18 protein-coding genes are annotated in these 16,565 nt (G+C 65.8%); 14 read left to right on the top strand and 4 right to left on the bottom strand.

Features of this window, described 5'->3' with window-relative positions; translation table 11 throughout:
* Positions 1-50 precede the first annotated feature (50 nt).
* From coxB to ACUTAF_RS20445, 4 genes are read left to right on the top strand one after another with little or no spacing between them, the layout of a single operon-like run.
* Positions 51-1,175 (top strand): cytochrome c oxidase subunit II, encoded by a 1,125-nt coding sequence (gene coxB / locus ACUTAF_RS20460; protein WP_445581684.1) that lies wholly within the window; start codon positions 51-53, stop codon positions 1,173-1,175.
* 4 nt (positions 1,176-1,179) lie between these two features.
* Complete coding sequence (gene ctaD / locus ACUTAF_RS20455) at positions 1,180-2,769, top strand: cytochrome c oxidase subunit I (protein WP_445581683.1); 1,590 nt, start codon at positions 1,180-1,182, stop codon at positions 2,767-2,769.
* 22 nt (positions 2,770-2,791) lie between these two features.
* Positions 2,792-3,334 (top strand): cytochrome c oxidase assembly protein, encoded by a 543-nt coding sequence (locus tag ACUTAF_RS20450; protein ID WP_445581682.1) that lies wholly within the window; start codon positions 2,792-2,794, stop codon positions 3,332-3,334.
* Positions 3,335-3,345: 11 nt separating this feature from the next.
* Positions 3,346-4,242: a cytochrome c oxidase subunit 3 gene (locus ACUTAF_RS20445; protein WP_445581681.1), complete on the top strand. Its 897-nt coding sequence runs from the start codon at positions 3,346-3,348 to the stop codon at positions 4,240-4,242.
* A 28-nt stretch (positions 4,243-4,270) separates the two neighbouring features.
* Here ACUTAF_RS20445 and ACUTAF_RS20440 read toward each other — a convergent pair whose 3' ends face one another.
* Entirely contained in the window at positions 4,271-4,474 is a 204-nt protein-coding gene (locus ACUTAF_RS20440) for a twin transmembrane helix small protein (protein ID WP_445581680.1), read from the bottom strand.
* 71 nt (positions 4,475-4,545) lie between these two features.
* On the opposite strand from ACUTAF_RS20440, the gene ACUTAF_RS20435 reads away from it, so the two are divergent.
* Genes ACUTAF_RS20435 through ACUTAF_RS20415 form a run of 5 tightly spaced genes read left to right on the top strand, consistent with a single transcriptional unit; the run spans position 4,546 to position 8,465 of the window.
* Complete coding sequence (locus tag ACUTAF_RS20435) at positions 4,546-5,277, top strand: SURF1 family protein (RefSeq protein ID WP_445581679.1); 732 nt, start codon at positions 4,546-4,548, stop codon at positions 5,275-5,277.
* A complete protein-coding gene (locus ACUTAF_RS20430; protein ID WP_445581678.1) occupies positions 5,252-5,830 on the top strand; it encodes a hypothetical protein in 579 nt (192 codons plus the stop codon). The genes ACUTAF_RS20435 and ACUTAF_RS20430 overlap by 26 nt, the downstream gene beginning before the upstream one ends.
* A gap of 36 nt (positions 5,831-5,866) precedes the next feature.
* A complete protein-coding gene (locus ACUTAF_RS20425) occupies positions 5,867-6,907 on the top strand; it encodes a COX15/CtaA family protein (protein WP_445582482.1) in 1,041 nt (346 codons plus the stop codon).
* A gap of 17 nt (positions 6,908-6,924) precedes the next feature.
* Positions 6,925-7,824 (top strand): heme o synthase, encoded by a 900-nt coding sequence (gene cyoE / locus ACUTAF_RS20420; RefSeq protein ID WP_445581677.1) that lies wholly within the window; start codon positions 6,925-6,927, stop codon positions 7,822-7,824.
* A gap of 8 nt (positions 7,825-7,832) precedes the next feature.
* Positions 7,833-8,465: an SCO family protein gene (locus ACUTAF_RS20415; protein WP_445581676.1), complete on the top strand. Its 633-nt coding sequence runs from the start codon at positions 7,833-7,835 to the stop codon at positions 8,463-8,465.
* Between the two features lie 82 nt (positions 8,466-8,547).
* Here ACUTAF_RS20415 and ACUTAF_RS20410 read toward each other — a convergent pair whose 3' ends face one another.
* Positions 8,548-9,498, bottom strand: coding sequence for a homoserine kinase (locus ACUTAF_RS20410; RefSeq protein WP_445581675.1), 951 nt, complete (start codon positions 9,496-9,498; stop codon positions 8,548-8,550).
* A 15-nt stretch (positions 9,499-9,513) separates the two neighbouring features.
* Positions 9,514-9,798 (bottom strand): DUF2782 domain-containing protein, encoded by a 285-nt coding sequence (locus ACUTAF_RS20405; RefSeq protein ID WP_445581674.1) that lies wholly within the window; start codon positions 9,796-9,798, stop codon positions 9,514-9,516.
* A 73-nt stretch (positions 9,799-9,871) separates the two neighbouring features.
* Here ACUTAF_RS20405 and polA point away from each other — a divergent pair, with 73 nt between their 5' ends.
* Positions 9,872-12,664, top strand: a complete 2,793-nt coding sequence (gene polA / locus ACUTAF_RS20400; protein WP_445581673.1) for a DNA polymerase I — start codon at positions 9,872-9,874, stop codon at positions 12,662-12,664.
* A gap of 412 nt (positions 12,665-13,076) precedes the next feature.
* On the opposite strand, the gene yihA is transcribed toward polA, so the two are convergent.
* Entirely contained in the window at positions 13,077-13,709 is a 633-nt protein-coding gene (gene yihA, locus ACUTAF_RS20395) for a ribosome biogenesis GTP-binding protein YihA/YsxC (protein ID WP_445581672.1), read from the bottom strand.
* A gap of 245 nt (positions 13,710-13,954) precedes the next feature.
* Here yihA and ACUTAF_RS20390 point away from each other — a divergent pair, with 245 nt between their 5' ends.
* The 4 genes from ACUTAF_RS20390 (at position 13,955) to ACUTAF_RS20375 (ending at position 16,564) form a co-directional block, all read left to right on the top strand.
* A complete protein-coding gene (locus tag ACUTAF_RS20390) occupies positions 13,955-14,245 on the top strand; it encodes a c-type cytochrome (protein ID WP_445581671.1) in 291 nt (96 codons plus the stop codon).
* A 49-nt stretch (positions 14,246-14,294) separates the two neighbouring features.
* Positions 14,295-14,900, top strand: coding sequence for a c-type cytochrome (locus ACUTAF_RS20385; protein ID WP_445581670.1), 606 nt, complete (start codon positions 14,295-14,297; stop codon positions 14,898-14,900).
* A gap of 147 nt (positions 14,901-15,047) precedes the next feature.
* On the top strand, positions 15,048-15,674 hold the full coding sequence (locus ACUTAF_RS20380; RefSeq protein WP_445581669.1) for a thiol:disulfide interchange protein DsbA/DsbL: 627 nt from the start codon (positions 15,048-15,050) through the stop codon (positions 15,672-15,674).
* A 17-nt stretch (positions 15,675-15,691) separates the two neighbouring features.
* Positions 15,692-16,564, top strand: coding sequence for an endonuclease/exonuclease/phosphatase family protein (locus ACUTAF_RS20375; RefSeq protein ID WP_445581668.1), 873 nt, complete (start codon positions 15,692-15,694; stop codon positions 16,562-16,564).
* Position 16,565: the final 1 nt, after the last annotated feature.

The raw sequence follows: 16,565 nt of genomic DNA, 5'->3' as shown, positions 1-16,565 counted from the left end.
AGCCGCAGGCTCCGCCGGCGGGATAACAAGAACCATAAGGGGAACCCGCAATGATGCGACATCCACGAGTCTGGATGGGCCTCCTGCTGTGGCTGGCACTGGGTTCGGCGCATGCCGAGTGGACGATCAACATGTCGCCTGGTGTCACCGAGGTCAGCCGCTCGGTCTTCGATCTGCACATGACCATCTTCTGGATCTGCGTCGTGATCGGCGTGATCGTGTTCGGCGCCATGTTCTGGTCGATGATCATGCACCGCCGCTCCACCGGCCAGGAGCCTGCGCACTTCCACGAGAGCACCGCCGTCGAGATTCTCTGGACCGTGGTGCCGCTGGCGATCCTGGTACTGATGGCGATTCCGGCGACCAAGACCCTGATCGAGATCTACGACAGCTCCGAGTCCGAACTGGACATCCAGGTCACCGGCTACCAGTGGAAATGGCACTACAAGTACCTGGGTGAGGATGTCGAGTTCTTCAGCAACCTGGCGACGCCGCGCGAGCAGATCGGCAATCGCGAAGCCAAGGGCGAGCACTATTTGCTCGAGGTGGACGAACCGCTGGTGGTGCCGGTCGGCACCAAGGTGCGCTTTCTGATCACCGCGGCCGACGTCATCCACTCCTGGTGGGTGCCGGCGCTGGCGGTGAAGAAGGACGCCATCCCCGGTTTCATCAACGAATCCTGGACCCGCATCGAGGAGCCCGGCATCTACCGCGGCCAGTGCACCGAGCTGTGCGGCAAGGACCACGGTTTCATGCCGGTGGTGGTCGAGGCCAAGTCCAGGGAGGACTTCGCCGCCTGGCTGGCCGAGCGCAAGGCCGCCGCCGCCGCCGAGCGCGAGCTGACCAGCAAGGAATGGACCCTGGAAGAGCTGACGGCGCGTGGCGAGAAGGCCTACCAGACCAACTGCGCCGCCTGCCATCAGGCCGGCGGCGAGGGCCTGCCGCCGATGTTCCCGGCGCTCAAGGGCTCGGCCATCGCCACCGGGCCGGCCGCCGGCCATATCGATATCGTGGTCAACGGCAAGCCGGGCACCTCCATGGCCGCCTTCGGCAAACAGCTGTCGGAGGTCGATCTGGCCGCGATCATCACCTACGAGCGCAACGCCTGGGGCAACAAGGTCGGCGACATGGTCACGCCCAAGGACATCCTCGACTTCAAGAAAGCTCAGGAGTAAGGACATGAGTGCAGTGATCGACCACGGTCATGCCGGACATGACCACCACCACGGTCCGGCCAAGGGCCTGATGCGCTGGGTGCTGACCACCAACCACAAGGACATCGGCACCATGTACCTGTGGTTCAGCTTCGCCATGTTCCTGCTCGGCGGGACCATGGCCATGGTGATCCGCGCCGAGCTGTTCCAGCCCGGCCTGCAGATCGTGCAGCCGGAATTCTTCAACCAGATGACCACCATGCACGGCCTGATCATGGTGTTCGGCGCGGTGATGCCGGCCTTCGTCGGCCTGGCCAACTGGATGATCCCGCTGATGATCGGCGCGCCGGACATGGCCCTGCCGCGGATGAACAACTTCAGCTTCTGGCTGCTGCCGGCGGCCTTCTCGCTGCTGGTCTCGACGCTGTTCATGGAGGGCGGCGGGCCGAACTTCGGCTGGACCTTCTACGCGCCGCTGTCGACCACCTACGCGCCGGAGTCGGTGACCTTCTTCATCTTCGCCGTGCACCTGATGGGCATCAGCTCGATCATGGGCGCGATCAACGTGATCGCCACCATCCTCAACCTGCGCGCCCCCGGCATGACCCTGATGAAGATGCCGCTGTTCGTCTGGACCTGGCTGATCACCGCCTTCCTGCTGATCGCGGTGATGCCGGTGCTGGCCGGCTGCGTGACCATGATGCTGATGGACATCCACTTCGGCACCAGCTTCTTCAATGCCGCCGGCGGCGGCGACCCGGTGCTGTTCCAGCATGTGTTCTGGTTCTTCGGCCACCCCGAGGTGTACATCATGATCCTGCCGGCGTTCGGCGCGGTCAGCTCGATCATCCCGGCCTTCGCGCGCAAGCCGCTGTTCGGCTACACCTCGATGGTCTATGCCACCGCCTCGATCGCCTTCCTGTCATTCATCGTCTGGGCACACCACATGTTCACCGTGGGCATCCCGCTGACCGGCGAGCTGTTCTTCATGTACGCCACCATGCTGATCGCCGTGCCGACCGGGGTGAAGGTGTTCAACTGGGCCAGCACCATGTGGCAGGGCTCGATGACCTTCGAGGCGCCGATGCTGTTCTCGGTGGCCTTCGTCATCCTGTTCACCATCGGCGGCTTCTCCGGGCTGATGCTGGCCATCGCCCCGGCGGACTTCCAGTACCACGACACCTACTTCGTGGTGGCGCATTTCCACTACGTGCTGGTGCCCGGGGCGATCTTCGGCATCTTCGCCTCGGCCTACTACTGGCTGCCGAAGTGGACCGGGCACATGTACGACGAGACCCTGGCCAAGCTGCATTTCTGGATGAGTTTCATCGGCATGAACCTGGCGTTCTTCCCGATGCACTTCGTCGGCCTGGCCGGTATGCCGCGGCGCATCCCCGACTACAACATGATGTTCGCCAACTTCAACATGGTCTCCAGCATCGGCGCCTTCATGTTCGGCGCCACCCAGCTGCTGTTTTTGTTCATCGTCATCAAGTGCATCCGCGGCGGCAAGCCGGCCGCGGCCAAGCCCTGGGACGGTGCCGACGGGCTGGAGTGGACGGTGCCGTCGCCGGCGCCCTACCACACCTTCAGCACGCCGCCGGAAGTGAAATGAAACGGCCATACGGAGCAGTGCGATGACCACCATGAGCACCCGTCGCCTGGTCGTGCGCCTGTTGCTGGTGGTGATCGGCATGTTCGCCTTCGGCTTCGCCCTGGTGCCGATCTACGACGTGATGTGCCAGGCCTTCGGCATCAACGGCAAGACCGCCGGCGCCTACCAGGGCAGCCAGACGGCGGACGAGGCGCGCCAGGTGCGCGTGCAGTTCCTCGCCACCAACGCTGCCGGCATGGTTTGGGAGTTCGGCCCGCAGGCCGATGAAATCCTGGTCCACCCCGGCGAGCCGCGCGACATGCTGTTCGTCGCCTACAACCCGAGCGACGAGCCGATGACCGCCCAGGCCATTCCCAGCGTGTCGCCGTCCAAGGCCGCGGCCTTCTTTCACAAGACCGAATGCTTTTGCTTCACCCAGCAGGTGCTGCAACCGGGCGAGCGCATCGAGATGCCGGTGCGCTTTATCGTCGATCGAGATCTACCCAAGGACGTGAAGCACCTGACCCTGGGCTACACCCTGTTCGATATCACCGCGCGCAAGCCGCCAGTGGCGCAGGCTCCATAAGGAGAACAACAATGTCGAGTCACGAAAGTCACGAGCATTACTACGTTCCGGCCCAGAGCAAGTGGCCGATCATCGCCACCATCGGCATGCTGGTCAGCGTCTTCGGTGTCGGCACCTGGTTCAATGATCTGTCGGCGGGACGCGAAGGCTCCAACGGTCCGTTGATCTTCTTCGTCGGTGGGCTGATCCTGGCCTGGATGCTGTTCGGCTGGTTCGGCAACGTGATCAAGGAGAGCCGCGGCGGACTGTACAGCGCGCAGATGGATCGCTCGTTTCGCTGGGGCATGAGCTGGTTCATCTTCTCCGAGGTGATGTTCTTCGCCGCCTTTTTCGGCGCGCTGTTCTACATCCGCACCTGGGCCGGCCCCTGGCTCGGCGGCGAGGGCTCCAAGGGCATCGCCAACATGCTCTGGGAGGGCTTCGAATACAGCTGGCCGCTGCTGCAGAACCCCGACTCCAAGCTGTTCCCGCCGCCTTCGGCGGTGATCGACCCCTGGCAGCTGCCGCTGCTCAACACCGTCCTGCTGGTGTCTTCCAGCTTCACCGTGACCTTCGCCCACCATGCGCTGAAGAAGAACAAGCGCGGCCCGCTCAAGGCCTGGCTGGCCGCCACCATCCTGCTCGGCGCGGCGTTCCTGTTCTTCCAGGTCGAGGAATACATCGAGGCCTACACCGAGCTGGGGCTGACTCTGGGCTCGGGCATCTACGGCGCCACCTTCTTCATGCTCACCGGGTTCCACGGCGCCCACGTGACGCTGGGTGCGATCATCCTCAGCGTGATGCTGATCCGCATCCTGCGCGGGCACTTCGACGCCGACCACCACTTCGGCTTCGAGGCGGCCTCCTGGTACTGGCACTTCGTCGACGTGGTCTGGCTGGGGCTGTTCGTCTTCGTCTACGTGCTGTGACGACAGATTGGGGGAACCGGGGTTGCCGCTACCAGGTCACCTGAGAGGCCAGTTGGCCCGAATGGAAGCCCCAGGCGATCAGGGCGACGGTGACGGCGGTCAGACCGACCCGCACGGTCAGGGCGTTGACCACGCGGGAACCGCGGCCCTCGTCCTTGACCAGGAACACCAGGCCGCTGAACAGGCTGGCAATGGTTGCCAGCAGCATGAGGACGATCGCGGCCTTGAGCATGCGAGACTCCGGGGGGAATGGGTGATGTATCGCAGTATAGCCAGCCAGCATCCTGCCTGCGGGAGCGCGCGATGAGCGCCTTCCGTCCCGGCTGGCTGCCCAGCCTGCTGGTGGCGATGCTGTTGCCCGGGCTGCTCGGCCTGGGCATCTGGCAGTTGCAGCGCGCCGAGGAAAAGCGCGGCCTGCTCGCCAGCTTCGAGGCCCGGCGCCAGGCCGAGCCGGTCGGCCTGGCGCAGCTCGAGCGCAGCCGCGACCCGGCCTACCGGCGCGTGCGCCTGTCCGGCCAGTTCGACGCCGAGCACAGCCTGCTGCTGGACAATCGCATTCGCGACGGCCGCGCGGGCGTGGAGCTGCTCCAGCCCTTCTACGACCAGCCCGGCGGCCTCTGGGTGCTGCTCAACCGCGGCTGGTTGCCCTGGCCGGACCGGCGCACGCCGCCGCACTTCACCACCCCCGAGGGGGCCTTGCAACTGACCGCCTGGGTCTATGTGGCACCGAGTGGCGGTCTGCAGTTGCAGGATGCGGGGCAGCCGTCAGGCTGGCCGCGGCTGATCGGCGCGGTCGAGACCGAGTCCCTGTGGCGCCAGCTCGGCCGCGGAGGCCTGCCCCTCGAATTACGGCTGGAGCCGGGACCGGCCAGCTATCGGGTGGACTGGCCGGTGGTGGCCATGAGCCCGGACAAGCACCTGGGCTACGCGGTGCAGTGGTTCGCCCTGGCCGCCGCCCTGCTCGGCCTGTTCATCTATCTCGGAATTCACAACGCACGGGAGAGTCGCCATGAACCCAGCCATCGCCCTGCCTGAGGCACCGCGCAAGGGGCGCGGGCGCCTGCAATTGCTGCTGCTATTGGCCGTCGCCATCGGCCCCATGCTGCTGGCCAGCGCCATGTATCAGTGGCGTTTCTGGGTGCCGGAGGCACGCAGCTATCATGGCGTGCTGATCGGCGACGGCCAGACCCTGGCCGATCTCGGCGTGCAGGGCGACGTGCAGCCGCTCTGGCAGATCCTGGTGACGGCGCCCGGCGAATGCGCCGCCGATTGCCGCGAGCTGGTCTACCTGGCGCGGCAGATCCAGATCGGCCTCAACCGTGAAACGGCGCGGGCAAGCCATGGACTGGCGCTGGCCGAGCCGCTTGCCGGCGACTATGCCGCGCAGCTCGAACGCGAGTATCCGCAGTTGCGTCGCTATGACCTCGATACCCGGGCCTACCAGCAGGCCACCGAGGGTCTGCCTGGCGCCTGGCTGTGGCTGGTCGACCCGCACGGCAACCTGGTGCTGCGCTATCCGGCCGATAGCCGCGGCAAGGCCATTCTCGACGACCTGCGCTACCTGCTGAAGATTTCCCAGATCGGCTGAGCCGTTGTGCAGGCCGCCGCCTGCTGAGGATCGATGATGCGCAAACCCGGCTACCGCTTCGCCCTGTTCGCCACCGTTCTGGCCGCCGTGGTGGTGCTGCTCGGCGCCTATACCCGGCTGACCCACGCCGGCCTGGGCTGCCCGGACTGGCCCGGCTGCTACGGCTTTCTCGGCGTGCCGATGAGCGAGCACAAACAGGCCATCGCCGAGACGCGCTTTCCCGAGGCGCCGGTGGAGGTGGCCAAGGGCTGGTACGAGATGATCCACCGCTATTTCGCCGGGACCCTGGGGCTGGTCATCCTCGGCCTGGCGATCCATGCCGTGCGCCGGCGCAGGGAGGCGAGCCAGCCGCTCAAGTTGCCGCTGGCGATCCTGGCGCTGGTCATCGTGCAGGCCGCCTTCGGCATGTGGACGGTCACCCTCAAGCTCTGGCCGCAGGTGGTCACCGCGCACCTGCTCGGCGGCTTCGCCACCCTGAGCCTGCTGGCGCTGCTGTGCCTGCGCCTGTCCGGGCATTTCGCCCCGTTGCACCTGCCCCGGCGTCTGCGCGCCCTGGCGGCGGCCTGCCTGCTGCTGGTCATCGGCCAGATCGCCCTCGGCGGCTGGGTCAGCTCGAATTATGCGGCGGTGGCCTGCGTCGACCTGCCCACCTGCCACGGCGAATGGTGGCCGGCGATGGATTTCGCGGGCGGCTTTCACCTGACCCAGCATATCGGCCCCAACTATCTGGGCGGGCAGCTCGACAGCGACGCGCGCACCGCCATCCACATGAGTCATCGCATCGGCGCACTGATCGTCACCCTGGCCCTGCTGCTGCTGGCTTGGCGGCTCAAGGCCGCCGGCCTGCCGCGCCTGGCCGGCTTGCTGCTGCTGGCGCTGACGGTGCAGATCGGCCTGGGCATCAGCAACGTGATCTTCCACCTGCCGCTGCTGGTGGCCGTGGCGCACAACGCCGGCGGCGCGGCCCTGCTGCTGACCCTGGTGCTGGTCAACTACCGTCTGAGAGCGAGCGCCCGCGAGGGTCAGCTCGCCGATAGGCCCTGCGCCGGCGCGCTGGCGCCGACGTTCGGCAAATAACCACAAGGAGAAACGCCATGGCTACCTTGCTGCGAGCCCACGTCGAACACGCCAGCTGGCGCGACTACCTGGAGCTGACCAAGCCCAGGGTGGTGCTGTTGATGCTGATCACCTCGCTGGTCGGCATGTTCCTCGCCACCCGCGCCGGCGTGCCCTGGAGCGTGCTGCTGTTCGGCAACCTCGGCATCGGCCTGTGTGCCGGCGCCGCAGCGGCGGTCAACCATGTGGTGGACCGGCGCATCGACTCGATCATGGCGCGCACGCACAAGCGCCCGGTCACCGCCGGGCGCGTCTCGCCAGCGGCGGCGCTGGCCTTCGCCCTGCTCCTGGCGGTGGCCGGCATGGCCCTGCTGCTGGTGTTCACCAATGCCCTGGCGGCCTGGCTGACCCTGGCCTCCCTGCTCGGCTACGCGGTGATCTACACCGGTTTCCTCAAGCGCGCCACGCCGCAGAACATCGTCATCGGCGGCCTGGCCGGCGCCGCGCCGCCGCTGCTCGGCTGGGTGGCGGTCACCGGGCATCTCTCCGCCGAGCCGCTGCTGCTGGTGCTGATCATCTTCGCCTGGACCCCGCCGCACTTCTGGGCCCTGGCCATCCACCGCAAGGCCGAATATGCCAAGGCGGACATCCCCATGCTGCCGGTGACCCACGGCGAGCACTACACCAAGGTGCATATCCTGCTCTACACCCTGGTGATGTTCGCGGTGACCCTGCTGCCCTACGCCATCCATATGAGCGGCCTGCTCTATCTGGTATGTGCGGTCGGCCTGGGCGGGCGCTTCCTGCACTGGGCCTGGGTGCTGTACCGTGACAGCAAACCGCACGCGGCGATCAATACCTTCAAGTACAGTATCTGGTACCTGTTCCTGCTGTTCATCGCCCTGCTGGCGGACCACTACCTGCTGCTGAACATCTAAAGGCTGTCATGACCCGCACCCAGATCACCGTCTTCGTCCTCGTCGCCATCGTCGCCCTGGTGCTGGGGCTCACCGTCAACAAGGTGCTGACCGCCAAGGGTCAGGGCGACCCCACCGCGCTGCTCGACGCCGGCATCGTGCTGCTGCCGCAGAGCCGCAGCCTGCCGGCGCTGACCCTGACCGACCAGGACGGCGCCGAGGTGGCGGTGGATCAGCTCAAGGAGCAGTGGAGCCTGCTGTTCTTCGGCTACACCTTCTGCCCCGACATCTGCCCGGCCACCCTCGCCCAGCTGCGCCAGCTGCAGGGCCAGTTGCCCGAGGAAACCCGCGCGCGGCTGCGCCTGGTGCTGGTCAGCGTCGACCCCAAGCGTGACACCCCGGAGCAGCTGAAGAAGTACCTGGCCTATTTCGATGCCGGCTTCCAGGGCCTGACCGGCGAGGAAGAAACGCTGCAGAAGTTCGCCAACGCGGTGAGCATTCCCTATATCCCCGCCGATACCAGCAAGGACAACTACACGGTCGATCACAGCGGCAACCTGGTGATCATCGGTCCGGACGGCACCCAGCGCGGCTTTATCCGCGCGCCGATCAACAATGCCAAGCTGGCCGCGCAGTTGCCGGCGTTGGTTTCTGGTAGCTAGGGATAGAGGCAGAAACGTAGGGTGGATGACGCTCTTTTCATCCACCTTAACGTCATGGTGGATCGATGCAGCGTGATCCACCCTACAGGGCGAAGGGCAGCGGCAGATCGACCCGCTGACGCTGCGCCAAACGGCGCTGGAACTCGCCCGGATCGTGGATCAGCACTTGCTGCCCGGCGAAGGACTCGGCGGCGATCAGCCTCGACAGCCAGAAGCGCACGCAGGCGATGCGCAGCATCGCCGGCCACAGCTCGGCCTCGGCGGCGCTGAACGGGCGTAGCGCGGCATAGGCGCCGAGCAGCGCGCGGGCGCGGACGCCGTCGAGGCTGCCGTCCTCGTGCGAGCACCAGTCGTTGAGGGTAATCGCCAGGTCATAGAGCATCGGCCCCGAGCAGGCGTTGTAGAAATCGATCACCCCGGCCAGGTGGTTGCCGTCGAACAGCACGTTGTCGCGGAACAGATCGGCATGCAGGTTGGCTCGCGGCAGGGCGAGGATGCGCGGCTTGAGCGTGGCGATCTCCGCCAGCGCGTCGCGCAGCAGCGGCAGTTCGGCCTCCGGCAGCCTGAGCGCCAGGCTCGGGCCCTCGGCCAGCATCCAGTCCAGGCCGCGGTCGCTGCGCCGCTCCAGCGGTCGCTCGCGGGTGGCCAGGTGGATGCGCGCGAGCAGGCTGCCCACTTCCTGGCAATGATGGGCGTTGGCCTCGCGCACGTGCTTGCCGGCCAGGCGCGGCTGCAGCAGCGCCGGCTTTTCCGCCAGGCTGCGCAGCGCCTCGCCATCCTCCGTGCGCAGGGCGTAGGGCACCGGCAGGCCGGCGTCGTGGAGCACGTCGAGCAGCTCGATGAAGAACGGCAGATCGGCCACCGGGCCGCGTTCGACCAGGGTCAGGACGAACTCGCCCTGCTCCAGGCTGACGAAGAAGTTGCTGTTCTCGCTACCGGCGGCGATGCCCTGGAAGTCGCGCAGGCGACCGAGCCCGTAGGGCGCCAGGAAGTCTTCGAGCTCGTGTCGCTCCAGGGGGGTGAATACCGACATTTCAAAATTGCCTTGTTACCAGCTGAAGATTTCCCAGGCCGGGATCAGCATGTCCGGATCGTCCGAACGCACGAAATTGCCATCGCTGCCGTCGGCGCGGACCAGGAAGTAGGGTTTGCCGTTCTTCGGCGTGACCTTGATCGCGTAGAGGAAGCCGTTGACCCGGTATTCCTCGATGGTGCGGTCGCCGTCCTGGCGAATGGTCACGTCCGGGTCGCCGGACACCGGATCCTCGGCATGCGCGGCAAGCGGAAGGCAGGCCAGCAGGCCGACCAGCAACAGGCGTTTGACTGTACCCATGGTAACCTTGCTCCTTGATTTCAATGATGCGGTCATTCTAGCGCCGCCCCCGCCGAAAAGGTTGATCCTGCGCATGAGCCAAGCTCCCCTCGTCCTGGTCGACGGTTCCTCGTACCTGTACCGCGCCTTTCACGCCCTGCCGCCGCTGACTACCTCCAAAGGCATGCCCACCGGGGCGGTCAAGGGTGTGCTGAACATGCTCAAGAGCCTGCGCAAGCAGTATCCCGACAGCCCCTTCGCGGTGGTGTTCGACGCCAAGGGCGGCACCTTCCGCGACGAGCTGTTCGCCGAGTACAAGGCCAATCGCCCGTCCATGCCGGACGAGCTGCGCGTGCAGGTCGAGCCGCTGCACGCCAGCGTGCGCGCCCTTGGCCTGCCGCTGCTGTGCGTGGAAGGGGTGGAGGCCGACGACGTGATCGGCACCCTGGCCCGTCAGGCCGCCGGGGAGAAACGCGACGTGGTGATCTCCACCGGCGACAAGGACATGGCCCAGCTGGTCTGCCCGCACGTTACGCTGGTCAACACCATGACCGGAAGCGTCTACGATGCCGATGGCGTGAAAGAGAAATTCGGTGTCGGTCCCGAGCTGATCATCGACTACCTGGCGCTGATGGGCGACAAGGTCGACAACATCCCCGGCGTGCCCGGCGTCGGCGAGAAGACCGCGCTGGGCCTGCTGGTGGGCGTCGGCGGCGGCCTCGACGTGCTCTACGCCAACCTCGACAAGGTCCCCGAACTGCCGATCCGCGGCGCCAAGAGCCTGCCGGCCAAGCTCGAGGAACACCGCGAGATGGCTTACCTGTCCTACCGGCTGGCCACCATCAAGACCGACGTGGCGCTGAACATCGAGATCGACTCGCTGCATCCGGGCGAGCCGGATCAGGCGACCCTGGTGCAGCTGTACGGCGAGCTGGAGTTCAAGGCCTGGCTCGACGAGCTGCTGCGGCAGAACAAGGCGCTGGCCGCCCAGGCCGCATCGCCGGCCGGCGACCTGTTTGCCGAGCCCGCCGCGGGGGCGGGCGAGGAATCCGAGGTGCCGCCGATGGGCGCAGGAGACTATGAGCTGGTGCTGGAGCAGGCGCAGTTCGACGCCTGGCTGAAGAAGCTGGAGCAGGCCGAGCTGATCGCCTTCGACAGCGAGACCACCAGCCTCGATGCCCAGCAGGCGCAGCTGGTCGGCCTGTCCTTCGCGGTCAAGGCCGGCGAGGCAGCCTACGTGCCGCTGGCGCATTCCTACATGGGCGTGCCGCAGCAACTGGACCGCGACGCGGTGCTCAAGGCGCTCAAGCCGATCCTCGAGGACCCGGCCAAGGCCAAGGTCGGCCAGCATGCCAAGTATGACATCAACGTCCTGGCCAACGCCAGCACGCCGATTGCGGTGCAGGGCGTGGCCTTCGACACCATGCTCGAATCCTACGTGCTGGATTCGACCGCGACCCGCCACGACATGGACAGCCTGGCGCTGAAGTACCTCAATCACAGCACCATTCGTTTCGAGGACATCGCCGGCAAGGGCGCCAAGCAGCTGACCTTCGACCAGATCGCCCTGGAGCAGGCCGGCCCCTACGCCGCCGAGGACGCCGAGGTGACCCTGCGCCTGCACCAGGAACTGTGGCGCCGGCTCGAAGCCGTACCGTCCTTGGCCAAGGTGCTGCGCGAAATCGAGATGCCGCTGGTGCCGGTGCTGGCGCGCATCGAGCGCAATGGCGCACTGGTCGACGCCAAGCTGCTCGGCGAGCAGAGCGTCGAGCTGGGCGACAAGCTGGTGGAACTGGAGCGCGAGGCGTTCGCCATCGCCGGCGAGGAATTCAACCTGGCCTCGCCCAAGCAGCTCGGCGTGATCCTCTATGAGAAACTCGGCTACCCGGTGATCAGCAAGACCGCCAAGGGCCAGCCGTCCACCGCCGAGGCGGTGCTCGCGGAACTGGCCGAGCAGGACTTCGAGCTGCCCAAGGTGCTGATGCAGTACCGTAGCTTAAGCAAGCTCAAGAGCACCTACACCGACAAGCTGCCGGAACAGATCAACCCGCGCACCGGGCGCATCCACACCAGCTACCACCAGGCGGTGGCGGCCACCGGCCGGCTGTCGTCGAGCGATCCGAACCTGCAGAACATCCCGATCCGCACCGCCGAAGGGCGGCGTATCCGCCAGGCCTTCGTCGCGCCCAAGGGCTACCAGCTGCTGGCGGCCGACTACTCGCAGATCGAGCTGCGCATCATGGCCCACCTGGCCAAGGACGAAGGCCTGCTGGATGCCTTCCGCCACGACCGCGACGTGCACAAGGCCACTGCCGCCGAGGTGTTCGGCGTGGCGCTGGAGGAGGTGAGCAGCGATCAGCGGCGCAAGGCCAAGGCCATCAACTTCGGCCTGATCTACGGCATGAGCGCCTTCGGTCTGGCCAAGCAGATCGACGTCGACCGCAAGCAGGCGCAGGCCTATATCGACCGTTACTTCGCCCGCTACCCGGGCGTGCTGAGCTATATGGAACGCACCCGCGCGCAGGCCGCCGAGCAGGGTTATGTGGAAACCGTCTTCGGCCGCCGCCTGTACCTGCCGGAAATCCACGCGCAGAACCAGGCCATGCGCAAGGGCGCCGAGCGCGCGGCGATCAACGCGCCGATGCAGGGCACCGCGGCGGACATCATCAAGCGCGCGATGATCGCCGTGGACGCCTGGCTGCAGGACAGCGGCATCGACGCGCGGATCATCCTGCAGGTGCACGACGAGCTGGTGCTGGAGGTGCGCGAGGGGCTGGTCGAGGAAGTCGGCGCGAAGATCAGGAAGCTGATGGGCGGGGCCGCGCAGCTGGACGTGCCGCTGCTGGTGGAGGTGGGTGTCGGTGCCAACTGGGACGAGGCGCACTGATCCCGGCGAGAATACGCGACGACCGCGCCGTATAGGTCGTTCGGGAATTGATTCATCTGCGCTTATTGCGAACGGTTTTTAAGGCGTCGATGAACTTTCCGCGCAGGAGCCCGGTCAGAGTTCTTGAATGGCCGTTAAGCCTTTCAATGCTCCTTTGTTGTGTTAAGTGTTGGCAGACATCTGAACCCCGCCCTAGCGGTTCAGACCTTGAACCCCGAACTTCTCCCTCCCCATACGAAGCTCGGGGTTTTTTTTGCCCGTAGAAAAGTGCCGTACGCGCATCAGATGGTGATCTCCCACTCGCGGGAGAGGGCGGCTGCAGTTCCGTAGGGTGCGCTGTGCGCACCGAATATTCCCTGTGGTCTCGGTGGGCACAGCGCACCCTACGCTTCAGGCCTCCTCAGCGCTTTCTTCATTCTCTTGCGGCAATAGGTCCAGCCAGCCAGCCTGCCAGCACCAGCTGCGCCTCTTCCACCCCCATGCGCTTGGGCGCCGAGAACAGCTGGATGCTGATGCCCTCGCCCCACTGCTTGCGGATCTCCTGACGCACCTTGAGCAGGGCGTTCTTCGCCGCGCCGAAGGCCAGCTTGTCGGCCTTGGTCAACAGGATGTGCAACGGCATGCCACTGGCCACCGACCAGTCCAGCATCATGCGGTCGAACTCGGTCAGCGGATGACGGATATCCATCATCAGCACCAGGCCGCAGAGGCTCTCGCGGCTGCCCAGGTAGGCCTCCAGGTGCTTCTGCCAGTGCTGCTTGAGCGGGATCGGCACCTTGGCGTAGCCGTAGCCGGGCAGGTCGACCAGGCGGCGCTCATCGTCCAGGCGGAAGAAGTTGAGCAGCTGGGTGCGCCCCGGCGTCTTCGAGGTTCGCGCCAGGCTGGCATGGGTCAGGGTATTGAGCGCGCTCGACTTGCCGGCGTTGGAGCGGCCGGCGAAGGCCACTTCCAGGCCGCTGTCCTCGGGGCACTGGTCGACCTTGGCGGCACTGATGAGGAAGCTGGCCTGCTGGCACAGACCGATGATGGGGTTCTTCGGGAGCATGGGGATTTTCCGATGGCGCCTCGACCTCGCGAGAGTGCGGTCGGGGACTTGCGACATTTCCGCGCACCTGCGGCACGCCAGGTGGCGCGGCAAGCGGCGTCGTTTCCGTTTCAGTGTCGCCAGTATATAATGCCGCAGATTTTGTGTGCGCTTTGTCCCACCCGCAGGAACCCAATTGCCGGGAACGATCGGATGCTCTGCTCGTTAGAAAGCAGGACGTTCCCCTACCTGATGAGGTCGATCTGATGAAGAAAATGCTGCTCGCGGCTGCCGCTCTGATGCTGTCTTTCAACGGCCACGCCGCTCAAGATCCGCAAGCCGTGTACGACCGTGCCTGTGGCGTCTGCCACAATGGCCAGATTCCCACGGCTCCCAAGAAGGGCGACAAGGCCGCCTGGGAGCCGCGTCTGGCCAAGGGCATGGATGCACTGGTGGGAAGCGTCACCAATGGTCTGAATGCCATGCCGCCCCGCGGTCTGTGCATGGACTGCACCGCCGAGGATTACCAGGCGGTCATCAAGCTGATGACCGAATGAGTCAACCCCTTCGATAACCTTTCTCTCTTAGCCGTAATTGGATTAGCTGATGAACAAAGTACTCGTGAGTCTGCTGTTGACCCTGGGCCTCACCGGCCTGGCACAGGCTGCCGGCGATGCCGCAGCCGGTCAGGGCAAAGTCGCCGTCTGTGGCGCCTGCCATGGCGCCGATGGCAACAGCCCCGCGCCAAACTTTCCCAAGCTGGCCGGTCAGGGCGAGCGTTACTTGCTCAAGCAGCTACACGACATCAAGTCCGGCGCTCGTTCGGTGGTGGAGATGACCGGCATGCTGGATAACCTCAGCGAGCAGGACATGGCCGACATCGCCGCCTATTTCGCCAGCCAGAAGATGAGCGTCGGCGCCGCCGATCCCAAGCTGGTCGAGCGTGGCGAAGCGCTGTTCCGCGGCGGCAAGCTGGAAGAAGGCATGCCGGCCTGCACCGGCTGCCATTCGCCGAACGGTGCCGGTCTCGATGCCGCCGGCTTCCCGCAGCTGGGTGGCCAGCATGCGACCTACGTGGCCAAGCAGCTGACCGATTTCCGCGAGGGCAATCGGACCAACGACGGCGACAGCATGATCATGCGCGCCATCGCGGCCAAGCTGAGCAACAAGGATATCGAGGCGGTTTCCAGCTTCATCCAGGGTCTGCATTGACCGCTGTTGCAGTTGGTAAGACAAAGGGTGGCCTCGGCCACCCTTTTTCGTTTGCGCCGCAGCTACAATGGCCGGAACCAGCCTCGCGGCGATGGGTCGTAGTATCGATTCGCCAGTGGGCGACGTTGTCCAGCCAAGGAGTACTCCATGCGTAACCTGATTTTCGGCGCCGCTCTGGCCATCAGCAGCCTGTTCGGTCTCACCGCCCATGCCGAGCCCGTCGCCGGCAAGCAGTACGTCGAGCTGAAGAGCCCGGTGCCGGTGTCCAAGCCCGGCCAGATCGAGGTAGTGGAGCTGTTCTGGTACGGCTGCCCGCATTGCTATCAGTTCGAAGCCACGCTCAACCCCTGGGTCGAGCAGCTGCCGGAAGACGTCAACTTCGTGCGCATCCCGGCGCTGTTCGGCGGTATCTGGAACGTGCACGGCCAGGCGTTCATCACCCTGGAAAGCATGAAGGTCGAGCAAAAGGTGCATGAAGCCGTGTTCAAGGCCATCCACCAGGAGAAGAAGAAGCTGGCCTCGGCCGAGGAGTTCGCCGACTTCGTCGCCACCCAGGGCGTGGATCGCGAGGCCTTCCTCAAGACGTTCAACTCCTTCGCCGTCAAAGGCCAGATGGAGAAGGCCAAGAAGCTGGCCATGGCCTACCAGGTCACCGGCGTTCCGGTGATGATCGTCGGCGGCAAGTACCGCTTCGACATCGGTTCGGCGGGCGGCCCGGAGCAAGCCCTGGAGGTCGCCGACCATCTGATCGCCCAGGAGCGCGCCGCGCTCTGAGCGGCTGGAAGCCCGACGTGCTGCGCCGCTGGCGACAGACCCGCGCGGTTGGCCTGTGCGATCCGCAGGTCAACCCGCATTGCCAGCCCGGCGCCGCGCTACCTGCAGACGGACGGCTGCGCCTGCTCAGCTTCAATATCCAGGTCGGCATCAGCACCCAGCGCTACCACCACTACCTGACCCGCAGCTGGCAGCACCTGCTGCCGCATGCCGGGCGCTCCGGCACACTGCAGCGTATCGGCGACCTGCTCGCCGATTTCGATCTGGTCGCCCTGCAGGAGGTCGATGGCGGCAGCCTGCGCTCGGGCTACGTCAATCAAGTGGAATACCTGGCCCAGCAGGGCGCGTTTCCCTACTGGTACCAACAGCTCAATCGCAACCTCGGACGTATCGCCCAGCACAGCAACGGCGTGCTCAGTCGTCTGCGTCCCTCGCTGCTGGAGGATCACCCGCTGCCGGGGCCGCCGGGGCGCGGGGCGATCATCCTGCGCCTGGGCGAAGGCGAGCAGGCGCTGGGTGTGGTGATGATGCATCTGGCCCTCGGCCCGCGCACCCGCACCCGGCAGCTGGCCTATATCCGCGAGCGGGTCGGCGAGTTCCGTCACCTGGTGCTGATGGGTGACATGAACACCCACGCCAACGACCTGCTGGAGAACTCGCCGCTGCGCGACCTCGGCCTGGTCGCTCCGCAGGTCCAGGCGACTTTTCCCAGCTGGCGGCCGCAGCGCTGCCTCGACCATATTCTGCTCAGCCCCGGGCTCGAACTGGAGCGCGTCGACGTGCTGACTCAGGCGATTTCCGACCACCTGCCGGTCGCCGTGGAGATCCGCCTGCCGCATGCGCAATCCACCGACGGCGTCCCCATGTTGCAACCGTCCATTTCCGGGTGAG

The organism is Pseudomonas sp. SP16.1, from assembly GCF_052682975.1.
The sequence above is the reverse complement of the archived record's forward strand: the minus strand, read 5'-3'. Positions and strand labels throughout refer to the sequence as shown.